The organism is Streptococcus sp. 2022WUSS037 (assembly GCF_044427225.1).
Taxonomy (GTDB): Bacteria; Bacillota; Bacilli; order Lactobacillales; family Streptococcaceae; genus Streptococcus.
In genome coordinates this window covers 34015-50606 of sequence record NZ_JAOTGJ010000005.1, presented here as the reverse complement: position 1 = coordinate 50606, position 16592 = coordinate 34015, and the positions used below count along the sequence as shown (strand labels likewise).

Sequence of the window (16592 nt, the reverse complement as noted above, 5' to 3'; positions counted from 1 at the left end):
AAATGTCAAAAAAGAAAAAACACAAAATCAATTGCTGAGATACCTTGATTTCATGCTTTTCATCATTTTAGTTCGCTAAATTTTTCGCAGTTGCGGGAATGACCAGTCGCCTATCTTGTTTCTCCGTAAAAGGAACAATTGGAGGTCGCGGTCTTTCCATATAGGCTACGACTTCTTGACCAGACGGGTCAAATTGGAGCAGAGAGTAAAATGGATCATGGTAAAACAAGAAAATGTAGCCATTTTCATAAGCTTCTTTTGTCCACCTTGTCTTAGCGGCGATGCTATCCATAGGATAATCATCCACAGCAGCCACCCAAAGTGGATTGCGGTGAACGTGAGTCAGAACGGTATCGGCCATATGAATGATGGTTTGGTGTTCTTGTTTTAAGAGAATCAAGCAGTGGCCATTGCTATGACCTCCGGTTCGATGCATCTCAATTCCTGGAATAATTTCTATCGATTCACCGAAAGTGATTACTTGCGATTGGATGGCTTCCCAATTCTCCTTGAGATAGGTCCCTCGGGTTCTAGGATTTGGATTTCTTACCTCATTCCACTCAATTTCATTGATGTAAATCTGTGCATTAGGGAAGGTTGAGACGATTTCACCATCTTCCATACAGGTTATATACTTAAATATTCACTTAATTTGAAAAGAAAAATGAAATAGTTCTAATTAAGATTTTTTCACTGTCAAAGAACCAATATTCACAAATGAAGTACTTTTAGATAAAAGATGATTTTCGGTAGTTTGGTGAATACTGACTGTATTTTAGAGAAACGAATGGTGAAGAGCTTAAAATCTAGCCTTAGAAAGAAGTATAGACAAATAATATAGGTTCTTAGTTAGTTAAAGTAAGCAACAACCGTTCAAAATACAGTATGTTTGCGAAAACGCTTAATTTATGTTATATTCTAGCTAACAACATGAACTAGAAAAGGGGAAAATATGGAACGGAAACAAAGATTTTCTATAAAAAAATTATCAATCGGTGTTGTGTCCATTTGTATCGGATTTGCATTTCTTACTCAAGGAAACAGTACTGTAGCAGCCGCTGAAAAGAGTGTTGAAGTTATTGTTAGCAACGCAACAGGAGAAGAGGAAAACATCCCTACTCAACCTACGGAAACACCTAACAATAAAAAGAGCATTCAAAATACGGAAACTACTACTCAAGAAGAAATCACCATAGATAATACGGTTGAGGGACAAACTGATACAGAAAAAAGCACCAGTCCGGAACAAGCGGTACCCGAATCTACCGCCAGTCATACTGACCACCTTGCAAATACCGGAGACACCACTACAACTTCATCTTCAACAGAGAGCTCAGTAAATGAAGTAGAGTTACCAACGGAAACTACTGCTCTTTACTCCCCTGAATCATCCTCTAAAATAGAAACTATCGACGCCAGTCTTAAAGCAGAGCAACCTAACACAAGCGAAGGAACAACAGCCCTTCGTGCCGCAACAAATACAAGCCCCACAACTACTGTGACTGGAAATGATACTGCTATCCAAGCAATTGAAAATGGAAGCATCACTCCGTCTAAAACGATAGCATCTCTAAACGCTGAAGAGAAACAAACTCTTAACAACCTTATTCTCACAAACTTTGAAACTAGCGCTGATAAAGTAGCTTTACTAGATGTTGTAAAACCTAAAGAGAGTTTAAGTATTTCTGATTTAACAAAATATTTTGTTCCGCTTATAAAACAACTAAAGTCGGATCCTAATTACAAGCACTTGACTGACCAAGAAAGGTCCGCTGAAGCAACAAAATTAGCGCTGATTGAAGCAAACAAAAACCTCTACGAAGATGCGAGTATTGAAGCTCTTGCGCCTGAGGCGAAAAACACTTTCCAACAACTACTTGCATTTAACAATGGTCAGCTACTTACGGAAAAATCAGGGCTTACAGTTGAAACTCTAAAAAATAATCTTAGTCAACTGTATCGTGGTGTCCTATACCTCCAGCAACAATACTCCTTTGAAAAAGATTTACCACAAACTCTTGTCTTTACTCCCCACACAATCGGTAATATCCAAACTGACCAGACAAGTGCCTATGACCGATTGATGGCTTATGGTGGTCGTATTACTGATAAACGGTCACTTGCCTTAAATCTTAATCAAAATCAGTTTAAAGAACGCCAAATTTCTCAATACACTGGTACCAAATCTACTGCTGAATTAGTTGAAAAAATAGCTCAATCTAAAGGAAAAGATGTAAATAGCTACTTTACAGAACAATCTCAGGCACTGATTGGAACTAGCCCGAACCTCTCCATCTTTGAATTATTAAAAACAAATAAGCCAGATTACATTCTCCCTATCCTCTCACAAGGAAAAGGAATTTACGTTGCGGGTACTAGCAACAGTTTGACTCTTGGGCTTTTAGATTCGTATACAGACCTGTACCCTGAGTTGAAAAACTTTACTAAAGAACGTGGGAAACAGCAACCTACATCTACTTTCTTTGATACAATCCTTACCTACCAAGAAAATTGGTTGACTTTCCTTAACTCTGCTAAAAAAGATAGTACAACTATTCCGTTTACACTAGCAGTAGATACGATGAATGTCTATAACGAGACCACCAAAGCACACACTTGGTCACCTAACGAAGGTGCTTCTGCACATTCTGCGGTACTCAATTTCTTCTCTCCAATGAATCTTTGGGAAAATTATGTTCGTTCAGGAGTTGGACTAGGAGGTGTTGCAAACGGTGAAAATATGATTAAAGCCTACGAGACACGCTTTATGCACAGCAACCTTTCAGGTGTCGCACTGTTCACTCACGAAATGACTCATACAAACGATGAGGCTAGGTTGTTCGGTGGAACTTATCGAAAAGAAGGTCGACGAGCTGGTCAAGGACCTGAAGTGTATGCACGAGGTTTATTTGAAGTAATTGATAACACACAAAACGGTATCCCTGGTGAGTACAAACCTGTCTTTAATTTGAATACCGCTCTCACTATTGCTGACAGTCCAAATCGTACTCAAGCATTGACACCTCAAACTTCTACAGAAAAGTTAGCAAATTACACAAAAAATCTTGTTGATTTAGTCGCTTATTTAGAAGCTGTTGAAGCGAGGGTTGCTTTAAAATCCCTAGCAGAAAATGAATTAGCTATTTATTTCAATAAGGTCGTCCAAGTACCTCGCAATACCACTTCTAACACTAGCACGACAACCACCAGTCTCCCTTCTACCAACGATGCATTTCTCCCCTATGGGCAGTTGACGGCTGCTTCACTTACTAAACCAACTAGCATCAATGATTTGGTTGACCAAGATGCAGTCAGTGGTCAGTTTATCCCTCGTGGAATTTCCCCTATCCTAACGGAATTAAGTCATAACCAATATGATCATGTCCCACTTCTAGAAAGCTTCTACGGTGCTTCAGAAGCTCCAAGTGGAAATAATACCGTTGGAGATATCTCTTTCAAGCGACATGCATATGAAATATTGGCATGGAAAGGCTGGGATGCCTTTATAAGTTACATTAGTAACAGATACAATAGCGACTCAGAAGCTTTTAAAGCAATCTTAGGAAACGAATATTCAGATTGGGCTAGTTTCAAAAAAGCACAATACAAACGGTTAGAAGATAAGGAACCGGTTAATCAATTGTGGCAAACTAGCCAATTGGAGAAAGAGTTAGAAACAGCTATAAAAGCTGATTTAGCAGTATTAACCACCTATCGAAATTCAATTAACAGTCTACTTAACAGTCGTTCCACTGTTACTCAAACGCAGTTAGACCAAGCAGCTCAAAAAGCTTCAGTTGCTCGGTTAGCAACTAATGTCCGTAAAGTTAAATTAGATATTCTAAACAAAGCTCTACAGTTTAACAATCTAGAAACTAGTATCTTTGAAGCACCAAAACAATCTGACATTATCTATGTCAAAAATGGCGGAAACGGACAAGGACTGACAGAAGATACCCCTATGGGAAGTTTGGCTGAAGCCTTGCAGAAAGCTACAGATGGTACTATCATCAAACTGGTCGGCAATGCCACCGAGCGAACTCCACTCGTCATCAATAAAGCAGTTACCATTGAGAGTGATAGCAGTGAAAATGCAATTATTTTTAATGAGAGTATTAAAATCTCGAATAACGTCACCCTTCGAAATTTAAGCATTCATGCTTTAACAGAAAGTAATGTCCCAGGAAATATCTACATCAATGGTCAGGTGACAATGGATCATGTATCCACTCTTATATCCAATCGTCAAACTGATAAACGCCCTAGTCTAATTGTAGGTTCATCAGCAGATGCAACTGATAAGCGGGAATCCAGTTTGAAGATTTTAAATACAAATGAAACTGTCTTCGATAAGATGACCGTCCAAAATGCCGCAGATATTGCGATTGCAAATGGTACACAAATTAAAAACGGTGTCGAAGTGACTACACCTTCTCCTGTTGTAATCACTTCTGAAAGCAATCAGGTCAATAAATTCCAAGCACCTGAAACCAATCAAGTAACCCTTATTTTCAATAATAGCAAGGCAAGTAATGTAGAATTAAACCATATCTCAAATCTTATTTTAAAACATGCTTCCTCTATCTCGCTAAGCAGTCAATCAATCACACCAATCCAACAAACCTTAACTATCGAAAATGGTAGCCGACTTAACTTGGGTAATTTAGCTGTGCATTTCCAATCACTTAAAGGAGATGGAATATTAGAATTCACAGATAAGGGACAATTAGCCTTACAAGATTTAGACGGACAAGCGACTATCCTGTTTAAACGCAAAGATATGAATTTCTCTGAATCAGACGGTAAAACATTCGTCACTGTTGCTTCTAAACAAAGTGGGCTTTCCGTCAAGCTAATACCGCTGGATGAAATACTTGAAATGGACAAGGACGGAAATTATATCTATCATCAGCCTTACTCAGCAAGATATTATTTTGAGTCCGTAGAACTTGATAAGATGTTGCCAAGTGAAGTCGAAGATTTATTGCCAGAAGATAAGGAAAGTCCTAATCAAGTGATTCCACAGCCAGAAGCGATTACTGAAATAGTTGTAGAGGGGGATGGAAGATGGGTCTTTGACAGATGGGAACTTGATTCTGAAAGTACTGCTAAACAGCATTTCTATACAGGTTACTGGCGCTATACGACTTCCCCTCAAACAACCGTTCGTTTTGAAGATGTTCCATTTACAACTATCTATCAAGCCGATGAAAACAGAACAGCCGGGGAAAAAGAAACCATCTCTAGCGGAAAACTTGGAAAAGATAAAATTACTGAAACAGAAGGTTCTGAGCCGGTAAGAGAAAGCATCGAAAAACCGCAAAACGAAATTATCGCTGTCGGTACAAAACAAGTTGTTGTAACAAACGTCTTGAAATACAAGACAACTACCGTAGAAGACCCTAAATTGCCAAAAGGACACACAGAAACCGTCACTCAAGGGAAAGAAGGCAAGGAAATCATCACTACGACCTACACACTGGATACCAAAACTGGAAACATTACTGCGAACACCGTAACGGAAACAATCGAACCAGTCGAAAAAGTTGTGAAAATCGGAACCAAATCTTCCCCTCAAACAACCGTTCGTTTTGAAGATGTTCCATTTACAACTATCTATCAAGCCGATGAAAACAGAACGGCTGGGGAAAAAGAAACCATCTCTAGCGGAAAACTTGGAAAAGATAAAATTACTGAAACAGAAGGTTCTGAGCCGGTAAGAGAAAGTATCGAAAAACCGCAAAACGAAATTGTCGTTGTCGGTACAAAACCAGTTGTTGTAACCAACGTCTTGAAATACAAGACAACTACCGTAGAAGACCCTGAATTGCCAAAAGGACACATAGAGACCGTCACTCAAGGGAAAGAAGGCAAGGAAACCATCACTACGACCTACACACTGGATACCAAAACTGGAAACATTACTGCGAACACCGTAACGGAAACAATCGAACCAGTTGAGCATGTCGTGAAAATCGGAACTTTAGAAATAAAAGTTCCCGAAACTGCTCCTGAACAACACATAAAACCTGAACTCAAATGGAGTACAACAATCATACCAATTCCTTTCCAAACGAAATACATCGTGGATAATCAGTTGAAACAGGGAGAAGAAATTATCCTTGTACAAGGAAAAGACGGTCAACGACAAATTATTGCTCTCATAAATGGAGCGGTCGTTGGAAGAAACAATGAAGAAATTATTTCTGATACCATCCTCCTTGAGCCGATTGAACAAGTTATCAAAATCGGAAGTCGCAGTACCGATAACCTCCCAAACAAGGAAGAAAAACCAGATACTCCAAATCTTGTACCGATTTTGCCACCAACATTGCCAACTAATGAAGCAATCCCTACTCCAATGAAGCTCGCAGAGACACCAAAATCGATAGAATATCTGTCGAATAGACAACATGATGCTATCGTTTCTCCGAGCCAGCTTCAACAAACCAATGGCGCACTATTACCAAAAACTGGTGAGCAAAAAGAAAACTTCCTATCTAGATTGGGATACATTTTCCTAGTATCTTTAGGACTTGGTTGGGCTATCTCAACTCTTCTCAAAAATAAAAGGAAGAGTAAATAATATGTATTTCCATCCCAAAAAAAGTTAGACTTTTCCGTCTAACTTTTTGAGACAGTTCAACATAGGGTTACTTCTAATTCTTATGACATTGACGACTCCCTCCTTCTGATGGGAACTTTTGAAAGTCGACCAGATCTATACTAATCGTCTACCTCCTCTCCCAAGAGATAAAAAAACTCTTTGGAAATAAGAAAACAGTATTGAATAGAATAGCATAAACTTACTAATAGGCCTATGCCACCCAACTCCCTTAAAGGACTCTATAATTTCTATAGTGAGCAAATCCACTGTAGAAATTATAGATCCTTTTTTTCATATCATCATTCCCTCACCGTCTCAATTTGCCACTCCCTCCAACCTCGAAAGCGAATGGCTCCTTGCTGGTCTGTGCGATAGACTTGGATATTCCGATTGTCAAATCGTTCCAAGGTTTCTTGGTGAGGGTGCTTGTAGCGGTTATTTTCTCCTGCTGATACCAGAGCAATCTTGGCTCCGATATGGTCTAGAAATTCAGGATAGGAAGAACCTTTGGAGCCGTGGTGACCAGCTTTGAGGACATCGACAGGCAGGTTGGGATAGGTTTCTATCAAGTCTAACTCCCCTTGCTCCAAGTCCCCAGTAAAAAGAAAATTAGTTTCCAACAAGCGACCGTAAAGGACAATAGAGTCATTATTGCCACCGTCTCCTGTCCCATCTGGATAGAGGACTTCCAGATAGGCGTCAAAAATCGGCAATCGGTCGCCCACTTTCACCACATAGACAGGAACATTGATTTTTTTCAGAGTTGCTACAAAGTCAGGCACCGTCAGGCTTCCAGGCGACACGTAAATCCGTCCAATCTGGACCTGCTTCGCCACTTCCAGTACATCGCCCACATGGTCAGCGTCGGTATGGGTCAGGACCAAACTATCAATCCTGTCCACGCCCCGACTATGCAGATAAGGAATCAAGGTACGCTCTGCATTTGCCTGCGAAGACCGCTCCTGCCACTCTTCCTTGGCCGCAAAATCTACCCGACCGCCCACATCAATCAGGACCGTCCGCCCTCTCATATCCCGCAAAAAGATGCTGTCCCCCTGCCCGATGTCCACCACCGTCACCTCATTTTCCAGCGGGTGTTTGGTCATGAAAAATAGCAGAGCGAGGACCAGGCCCAGTCCTAGAAGCCATTTTTTCTTCCTGTGGAAATCGTAGAGCAAGAAAAGGCTGACCAGCAAAAGCAAAAGGACCACCCCAGACGGCTGACCCAGTATCCAAGGCCGAAATCCCAAATCTGCCACCCAGACAATGATGTTTTCCATAAAGACAAAAAATCCGTTGACCCAAGTTATCTTGACCAGAGGTGACAGGAGAAAAATAACTGATAAACCTGGCAAAAGCAGGACATCAAAGATAAAGGAAAAGGCAAATGTCAGGAGAATAGACAAGGGTTGAAAGGCATAAAAATAAGTCATAAGCACAGGTAGTATCCCCAGCGAAATACTGAAACTCTCCACCGCAGCCTTTTTGACCTGCCCCAAGTCCTCAAAATCAAAGACCGTCAGCAAGAATGCATAGGTAAAGGTCAGCACTCCTCCTGCCGTCAGTGGAAATCGGGGCAGCACCAGCAGGCAGACAAAGACCGTCACCGCAACATTATCCAGCTTCCGCAAGCCCATATTGCCCAGAATTTTTTGGACCAAGGACCGCACTACTGACACCGAAAAGCCTGTCAAACCAGCATAGACAAGAGAAAAGGGAATCTGCAACTTATCTACCGTTTCCTTGGTCAAGCCCAAACGCAACAAAATCCAACGAAACTTGTCGATGAAAAAGCCCACCTGCATACCAGACAGGGCAAAAAGATGAATGATACCCAGACTGGAATAAAGGTCGCTCATCTGGTCAAACTCGCTATCCAGCTCCCCAAACAAGAGTCCTGTCATGTAGTGGCTCATGGGTGCTGGAAAATTGGTTTTGATATAGACCAAGGCCTGCCTCCGCCAGCTTGACAGCCAGTCAAAAACATTCCAAGACTGGACAGGGACAATCTTCTTAATCGCCGTTAACTTGACTGTCCGATAAATGCCCTGTGTTTTCAGGTAATCCTGATAGTCAAAGCCATTGAAATTCCGCTGACCAGCTGGCAGGCTGACCTCTGCTTCCACTTCTAGCTGGACCAGGCCTGTCAACTTTTGAAAATAGACCTGCTCCTCCTGACTGGCTAATTTGTAGAAAACCTGATAGGTTTGTCCGTCAGCCCGACCACGAAAAGACAGGCTGTCGCCGTTAATGTCAATGGTATCGGGAATGACCTGCACAGTTGTCACTTGCTCCGGGGCTGACTGGGCTACCCGCTCCCATTGGACCTTCTGACAGCCGAAAAACAGACCGCACAGGGCTAGAAGCGGCAGCGTTCTGAGGAAAACTGCCTTACCTTGCCGAGACCAAAAGACAGCTAGCAACAGACTGAGCAGGCCCATTGTCAAAAGAGAAAACGAATGGACTGAAAAGTAGACCGCCACCGCCAAAACTGCCAGGTGGATGGGCTGGCAGGGAAGCTTACTCAACCGTGACATAAGGTCGGATGCTTTCCATGGTCTTGTCGCCGATGCCCGAAACATTGTTGAGGTCGTCCACCGACTTGAAGCCGCCGTTAGCCTCACGATAGGCGATAATGTCCGCCGCCCGCTTGGCACCGATGCCCGAAATGGTCTGCAGGTCCGCCTCGGTCGCCGTATTCAAATTGATCTGACTGGTGTTTTTTTCTTCTTGGGACATAGCAGAGCTGGTAGTCGTGCTGGCCACCACCGAGATGTTTTCGTCCTTACTAGCCACATAGACCACCGCCTCGTCGCTGAGCTTCTGAGCTAGATTGATAGACTTGGGGTCTGCCTGACTAGTCAAGCCGCCAGCTGCCTCCACCGCATCATTGACCCTGCTACCCTCTTCTAAAGTATAAAGCCCCGGCTTTTCTACCGCTCCTTTGACATCAACGACCAGCTGGATCATCTCTTTGCTTGCTTCTGTACTGGTTTCCTCGACCAACTCAGAGCTGCTAGAAGTTTGCTCTAGCTGTGAAAAGTCTGTCAGTCCTGTCTGGTCAGACTTAGCTGGTTGGCTGAAAATTAAGAATGTCGTCAGAAACAAACCTGCAGCTGCTGGCAGAGCAATCTGCCACTTGTATTCTTTAAGCATTTCTATATAAGTTTTGATTGTATCCATAAATTACCTCCACCTATATAGTTCGTAAAAAATACAAAAAACCCGCAAGCTGCGAGTTTAATCCTATTTTTTAGCCAACTGAGTGCTTGGTTGCCAGAAGAAGCTAGCAATATAGCTAAAGACATAGGTCAGACCTAAGATAAGGGCAACCAGCAAAAGAACTGGGATACGATAGATATAAGTCAAGATATTTGGCTTTTTCTTGGTTTGGAAGGAGGCAGCATGGTCATCTAATCGCTTGAATTCTGCTTCGATGCGACTAGTCACTTCTGCTGTACCTGCATCGTCCATACGCTTGATATCTGAAACATCGATAGGATTTCCAAAAGCCACATCGATTCGCTCACCAGCTAAGAGCCCCTTGATGGTCATGGGACCCACATAGGTAGCTGGCATGAGTTTGACCTTGGCTGACTTGGCAATGACCGCCACACCACCTTTGAGCTCAGATGAATGACGACTTCCTGAAGGAAACATGACCAGCGAACGGTCGCTTTTTTTCAACATGTTAACTGGATACTTGATGGCTGCCATACCAGGATTTTCACGGTCAATCGGAAAGGCTCCACATTTTGAAATCCACCAGCCAAAACCACGGTCCTTGAAGAGTTCTTTTTTAGCCATAAAGATGAACTGCTTAGGAGCAGCTGCGTAGCCAAGAAAGACTGGATCCCAGAAGGTTTTGTGCGGAGCGATAAGAATATAATTTTCCTCCTGTGGCAAAATCTTCTCTCTATCATGATAGTGAATATTGCCATTGATGGCCCACAATAGGAATGTTAATAGTGTTCGTAGATAAGAATAAAACATAAACTTCTCCTTTTTCAATCCCTCCTATTATAGCACAAAATTGCTTCAGGAAGAAATGTCACTTTCTTTCGACCTAAGTATAATCTTGAGGAAAACTGGAAGCTGGCTTTGGTAATCGCCATCACGTTTATTTTTGCTCTCTTTATTTTATGGAGATAATCTTAGCTAGATATGCTATACTATTGATAAATAGGAGGAGGTTACAAAAATGAAAACTCTATTAACGAACTTACGTCCCCGTTTCAATCGTGAATGGTACAAAAACGAAAACACATATACTACTTTTATTTTTACCTTCTTTTTATTCCGTCCTCAAGGAATTTGGGCTTTCTATCCAGAAACATGGATACGAAGCCTTTTGGTCATACTCTTACTAATTTCACTCTATCTTGGCTTCTTCACCAAGATTGGACAAAAGCAGACATTACTTTCCTTGGTCTTGTCTGTCCTATTTTTTGTAGTCTTACTCATTATATTCTATTGGAATTAAATCTATGTTCAGGCGTATCTTGATTGAATATTGGTTAGAATTTTTGCATAAAGTTTTGCTCTCTCCTGATTTTCCGAGAGGGTTTTCTTATCCCGACTTGTAAAAACCACTAGATAGGTTTACAATAGAAGCATGATTAAAATTGAACGTGTAGTAGACATCTTAAAAGCGGATGACAACTTCCGCCATATCAAACAGAATAACCAGACTGACAGCACTTGGACGGATGTCCAGTTTGATGCCCTCAGCTATGACAGCCGAACTGTTAGCCCAACGACTCTCTTTTTTGCCAAGGGTTTGGCCTTTAAGAAGGAATTTCTGGAAAAGGCTATCGAGGCTGGGCTGGCCTTTTACGTGTCTGAAATCGACTATGAGGTCAGCATTCCTGCTATCATCGTCCATGACATCAAGCAGGCCATGTGCCTGATTGCCATGGAATTTCATGGTCATCCCCAGAAACAGCTCAAACTCCTGGCTTTCACCGGCACCAAGGGTAAGACAACGGCGGCTTATTTTGCTTTTAACATCCTTAAACAGAGCAAGAAACCTGCCATGCTTTCGACCATGAACACCACGCTGGACGGCAAAACCTTCTTCAAGTCCACCTTGACCACGCCTGAAAGTCTGGATCTCTTTGCCATGATGGCGGAGGCGGTCAAGAACGGCATGACCCACTTGATTATGGAGGTGTCCAGCCAGGCTTACTTGGTAAAGCGGGTTTACGGGCTGACCTTTGACGTCGGCGTCTTCCTCAACATCAGCCCCGACCACATCGGACCCATTGAGCACCCGACTTTTGAGGACTATTTCTACCACAAGCGGCTTTTGATGGACAATAGCAGAGCGGTTATTGTCAATGCTGGAATGGACCATTTTGAGGTGGTGAAAGACCAAGTTAGCTCCAAAGACCATGACTTTTATGGGCCGACTTCTGAAAACCAGATTCGTCAGTCAGCAGGTTTTGATTTCATAGCGACTGGAAAATTAGCTGGCCACTACGACATCCAGCTGATCGGTGGCTTCAACCAAGAAAATGCTATCGCAGCAGGACTGGCCTGTCTCCGCTTGGGAGCAAGTCTGGAAGATATTCACACAGGGATTGCCCAAACCAATGTCCCTGGTCGTATGGAAGTTCTGACCCAGCAAAACGGAGCCAAGGTTTTTGTCGATTACGCCCACAACGGCGACAGTGTGAAAAAGTTAATCGATGTCGTCTTGGAACACCAGACAGGTAAGGTCATCTTGATTTTAGGCGCTCCTGGCAACAAGGGAGAAAGTCGCCGCAAGGACTTCGGACTCCTGCTCAATGACTATCCGCAGATTGAGGTCATTCTGACAGCTGATGATCCCAACCGTGAAGATCCCGCTGCTATCGCTGAACAAATCCGTGCCCACATGACCCGTCCAAGCAACTTCATCTTGGACCGGGAAGAAGCCATTCGCACAGCCATGAGTCAGACAAGCTCTCCGAAAGATGCCGTCATCATCGCAGGCAAGGGGGCTGACGCCTACCAGATTGTCAATGGCGAAAAAGCCGCCTATGACGGTGACATCGAAGTAGCAAAACAATATTTGTAACATAGGGTCCTTGTTCACAGACAAGGACTTTTTTATAACGATTCTCATTAAATTAAAATTTTCAGAAAACTCTTTGTTTTGATAAATTTTTTTGATATAATACTGGTCGGAACAAATTATTAATGAATCATATTCTGGTAAGGAGGAGTTTGTGTCTTCAATTCAAGCGGAAAATATCCAAGTCTCTTACGACAATCGGATTATTATTGATGAATTATCAACAAGTATTCCAAAAGGAAGTATAACGACAATCATTGGTGCCAATGGCTGTGGAAAATCGACCTTGCTTAAAGCGTTGACAAGGATTATCCCTGTTCAAGAAGGGGCTATCTATTTAGATGGACAAGCCATTTCACAACTACCAACCAAAGAAGTCGCAAAAAAATTAGCCCTGCTCCCTCAGGTCTTAGAAGCGACAGAAGGGATTTCCGTTTATGAACTGGTCTCCTATGGTCGCTTTCCGCATCAAAATGGACTGGGGCATCTCACTGATCAGGATAGAGAGAAAATCAACTGGGCCTTGGAGGTCACTCAGACCGCTCCCTACGCTAGGTTACCAGTTGATGATTTATCAGGTGGTCAGAGGCAACGTGTGTGGATTGCGATGGCACTTGCTCAAGATACGGATACCATTTTCTTAGATGAACCAACAACCTATCTTGATCTCAATCATCAATTGGAAGTCTTAGAACTTTTAAAAGAACTGAATCAAAGCCGACAGAAAACTATTGTGATGGTCCTTCACGATGTCAATTTATCAGCTCGATTTTCAGATTATATGATTGCCATGAAAGAGGGAGATATTCGCTACCATGGGTCTGTGTCCAATATGATGACAACTAAGATACTGAGGGACATTTTTAGCATTGAACCTCAATTGATGCAGGTTGCTGGTCAAGATTACCCTATTTTGCTAACTTACGATTTAAAAAAATAATAAGGAGAAAAAATGAAAAAGTTTTTAGCTATTTTTAGTTTATTTGTTGGGCTGGTTTTCTTAACAGCTTGTTCTACCTCTTCCTCTTCAACAGATGTAGAATTGTCTAGCATGCCAAAGATTGAAGGAATTACTTACCACGGTGACATTCCAAAAAATCCTAAAAAAGTTGTCAACTTTGCTTACTCTTACACAGGCTATCTCTTACAATTAGGAATTGATGTATCTAGCTATAGTCTAGATTTAGAAAAAAATAGTCCGGCATTTGGAGACAAACTAAAGGATGTTCCACAATTGACAACGGCAGATACAGAAGCAATTGCCGCACAAAAACCAGATGTCATTCTAGTATTTGCTGGTGATGATAACTTAGAAACACTGAAAGAAATTGCTCCAGTTATTGAAATCACTTATGGAAAGAGTGACTACCTGAAAATGCTGACAGATGTTGGTCAGATTTTTGGAAAAGAAAAGGAAGCACAAGCTTGGTTAGATCAATGGGATAAGAAAGTTGCAACTGCGAAAGAGGAATTGAAAGGATTGATTGATACAAGTTCAACATTTACTGTCATGGACTTCTTCGATAAAAACATCTTCCTTTACGGTAACAACTTTGGTCGTGGCGGAGAATTAGTCTATCGCGCTCTCGGTTTTGCTGCTCCTGCAAAGGTTCAAGAAGACATTATCAGTAAAGAAGGCTGGTTTGGGGTATCTCAGGAAGCTCTTCCAGAATACGTTGGCGACTATGTGCTTGTTAACGTCAATGATAAAACAAAAGAAGCAGCTGCATCTCTCAAAGAAAGTGATATTTGGAAAAATCTACCTGCTGTAAAGAATGGTCACGTCATCGAGGTAGACTACAACCTCTTCTACTTCTCCGACCCGATGTCTTTAGATTTACAAATTGACGCCTTTGTCTCAGCAATTCAAAAACTTCAGTAAAAGGACTGGATATATGAACAAACTAGCGAGTTCTCATTATCCCAAAACAAAGCCAAAGAATATTTGGCTTGTTTTTTTCATCATCTGTCTTTCTTTCATAGCTGGAGGTTATCTTAGTTTACGCTTTGGAGCTATTTCTTATAGCCACCAACAACTGATAGAAACCCTAAAGCATCCACTGACAGATTCTTCCGCTCAGGATGTTATCATCGATTTGCGCTTGCCTAGAATGGTAGCCGCCATCTTGGTGGGAGCTGCCATGGCCCAAGCTGGGGCAATGATGCAAGGAATTACACGCAATCCGATTGCCGATCCTGGCTTATTAGGAATCAATGCTGGAGCAGGACTTGCTCTCATTGTTGCCTATGCTCTATTCGGCGGTTTGCACTACAGTCAAATTTTATTAATATGTTTACTGGGCTCCTGTCTGGCAGCCGGTCTAGTCTTTGGTCTAGCTTATCAGGTGCAAAAAGGCTACAATCAACTACGTTTAATTTTATCTGGCGCCATGGTAGCAAGTCTATTTTCTGCTATTGGTCAGGCTATTACTATCTACTTTGATTTATCAACTGCAGTGATTGGCTGGCAAGCAGGGGGATTGGTACAGGTAAACTGGAAGATGCTGGCCATCATCGCTCCTCTTATCATCATTGGCCTCATCCTTGCTCAACTCTTTTCACATCAACTGACCATCCTGAGTTTCAACGAAACTGTTGCTAAAAATCTAGGGCAACGAACCTTACTGATGACCTTGATCTTGTTGGGAATTGTCCTTCTACTCTCAGCTTCTGCGGTAGCTCTTGTGGGCTCACTTTCTTTTGTCGGGCTCATTATTCCTCACTTTATCCGCATGTTTACAGGGAAAAATTATAAGCTACTCTTGCCATTAACTGCCTTTGCAGGGGCTAGTTTCCTCATCTGGGTAGATTTGGTTTGCCGTTCTATCAATCCACCTGTTGAAACTCCCATTAGCGCAGTCATCAGTATCATTGGTCTCCCTTGCTTCCTATGGTTGATTAGAAAGGAGAAACACTTTTGATAAGACATCACAACTCTCTAAAAATATTCACATTCCTACTAATCCTTTTATTTGTCATTTTCCTACTTTCCTTATCTATCGGCTATAGCCATTCATCCTTTTCGGATCTCATTGACATCATGAGTGGTCGTGCCAGTTCATCGACTCTACTGATCATTGGGCGAATTCGCTTACCTAGAATAATCGCCTCCATTATCGGAGGGGCTTCTCTGGCTTTGGCTGGTTTGTTGCTACAAACTTTGACCCGCAATCCTCTGGCAGATTCTGGAATTTTAGGAATCAACGCAGGAGCTGGTCTTGTTGTGGCACTATTTGTCGGTCTCTCTTCAAAAATCAGCCCTGTCTTATTGAGTCTCATGCCTCTATTTGCTATGATGGGCGGTGGATTAACCATTTTTCTAGTTTACTGGATTGCACGTAAGAAGCTGTACGGCATCCATCCTGCACGCTTAATTATCACGGGAGTTGGAATTTCGAGCATGTTATCTGGTATCATGGTTAGCATCATCAGCCAATTAGATGACTTTAAGATGGAATACATTGTCCAGTGGCTCAGTGGTCGAGTAAATGGTGGAGATTGGAAAACTATCGCAATCTATACTCCTCTTCTTCTCTTGATATGGCTGGCAACGTTTAGTCGAAGTCGCTCACTCAATATTATGAATCTAAACGACCAGACAGCCATGGCTTTGGGACTCCACTTACAGCGTGAAAGGCGGATTACCTTGGTATTGGCTACCGCCCTAGCCTCTCTTAGTGTCATTTTAGTTGGTAATATCACCTTCGTTGGTCTCATTGCTGGTCACATTGTGCGCAAATGGTTAGGAAATGACCATCGTGTCATCATTCCAGCGACTATGATAATAGGAAGCTTCATTCTACTTCTAGCGGATACCATAGGACGAGTACTACTTGTCGGAACAGGCATCCCAACCGGCATCATCGTCTCCCTTATCGGCGCTCCCTATTTTCTGTGGTTACTAAAACAAGAAGGCTAGATGACTCC

Annotated in this window: 9 protein-coding genes and 1 pseudogene; 6 read left to right on the top strand and 4 right to left on the bottom strand. The window is 42.3% G+C overall.

Going from position 1 to position 16592, the window contains the following annotated elements:
• Positions 1 to 67: 67 nt before the first annotated feature.
• A pseudogene (locus ODU55_RS03625) lies at positions 68 to 619 on the bottom strand (MBL fold metallo-hydrolase); the annotation flags it as partial.
• Between the two features lie 333 nt (positions 620 to 952).
• On the opposite strand from ODU55_RS03625, the gene ODU55_RS03620 reads away from it, so the two are divergent.
• Positions 953 to 6586, top strand: a complete 5634-nt coding sequence (locus ODU55_RS03620; protein ID WP_398581905.1) for a G5 domain-containing protein — start codon at positions 953 to 955, stop codon at positions 6584 to 6586.
• Between the two features lie 320 nt (positions 6587 to 6906).
• On the opposite strand, the gene ODU55_RS03615 is transcribed toward ODU55_RS03620, so the two are convergent.
• From ODU55_RS03615 to ODU55_RS03605, 3 genes are all read right to left on the bottom strand, one after another.
• Positions 6907 to 9144 (bottom strand): DNA internalization-related competence protein ComEC/Rec2, encoded by a 2238-nt coding sequence (locus ODU55_RS03615; RefSeq protein ID WP_398581904.1) that lies wholly within the window; start codon positions 9142 to 9144, stop codon positions 6907 to 6909.
• Positions 9128 to 9790 carry a helix-hairpin-helix domain-containing protein gene (locus ODU55_RS03610; protein ID WP_398581903.1) on the bottom strand — a complete coding sequence of 221 codons (663 nt, stop codon included), beginning with the start codon at positions 9788 to 9790 and terminating at the stop codon, positions 9128 to 9130. The genes ODU55_RS03615 and ODU55_RS03610 overlap by 17 nt, the downstream gene beginning before the upstream one ends.
• Positions 9791 to 9853: 63 nt before the next feature.
• Positions 9854 to 10600: a lysophospholipid acyltransferase family protein gene (locus ODU55_RS03605; protein WP_398581902.1), complete on the bottom strand. Its 747-nt coding sequence runs from the start codon at positions 10598 to 10600 to the stop codon at positions 9854 to 9856.
• Between the two features lie 622 nt (positions 10601 to 11222).
• On the opposite strand from ODU55_RS03605, the gene ODU55_RS03600 reads away from it, so the two are divergent.
• The 5 genes from ODU55_RS03600 (at position 11223) to ODU55_RS03580 (ending at position 16584) form a co-directional block, all read left to right on the top strand.
• Complete coding sequence (locus ODU55_RS03600) at positions 11223 to 12668, top strand: UDP-N-acetylmuramoyl-L-alanyl-D-glutamate--L-lysine ligase (RefSeq protein WP_398581901.1); 1446 nt, start codon at positions 11223 to 11225, stop codon at positions 12666 to 12668.
• Between the two features lie 151 nt (positions 12669 to 12819).
• Entirely contained in the window at positions 12820 to 13605 is a 786-nt protein-coding gene (locus ODU55_RS03595) for an ABC transporter ATP-binding protein (protein WP_398581900.1), read from the top strand.
• Between the two features lie 12 nt (positions 13606 to 13617).
• Positions 13618 to 14547 (top strand): ABC transporter substrate-binding protein, encoded by a 930-nt coding sequence (locus ODU55_RS03590; protein ID WP_074391490.1) that lies wholly within the window; start codon positions 13618 to 13620, stop codon positions 14545 to 14547.
• 13 nt (positions 14548 to 14560) lie between these two features.
• Complete coding sequence (locus ODU55_RS03585) at positions 14561 to 15586, top strand: FecCD family ABC transporter permease (RefSeq protein ID WP_398581899.1); 1026 nt, start codon at positions 14561 to 14563, stop codon at positions 15584 to 15586.
• Positions 15583 to 16584, top strand: coding sequence for a FecCD family ABC transporter permease (locus tag ODU55_RS03580; protein ID WP_398581898.1), 1002 nt, complete (start codon positions 15583 to 15585; stop codon positions 16582 to 16584). The genes ODU55_RS03585 and ODU55_RS03580 overlap by 4 nt, the downstream gene beginning before the upstream one ends.
• Positions 16585 to 16592 lie beyond the last annotated feature (8 nt).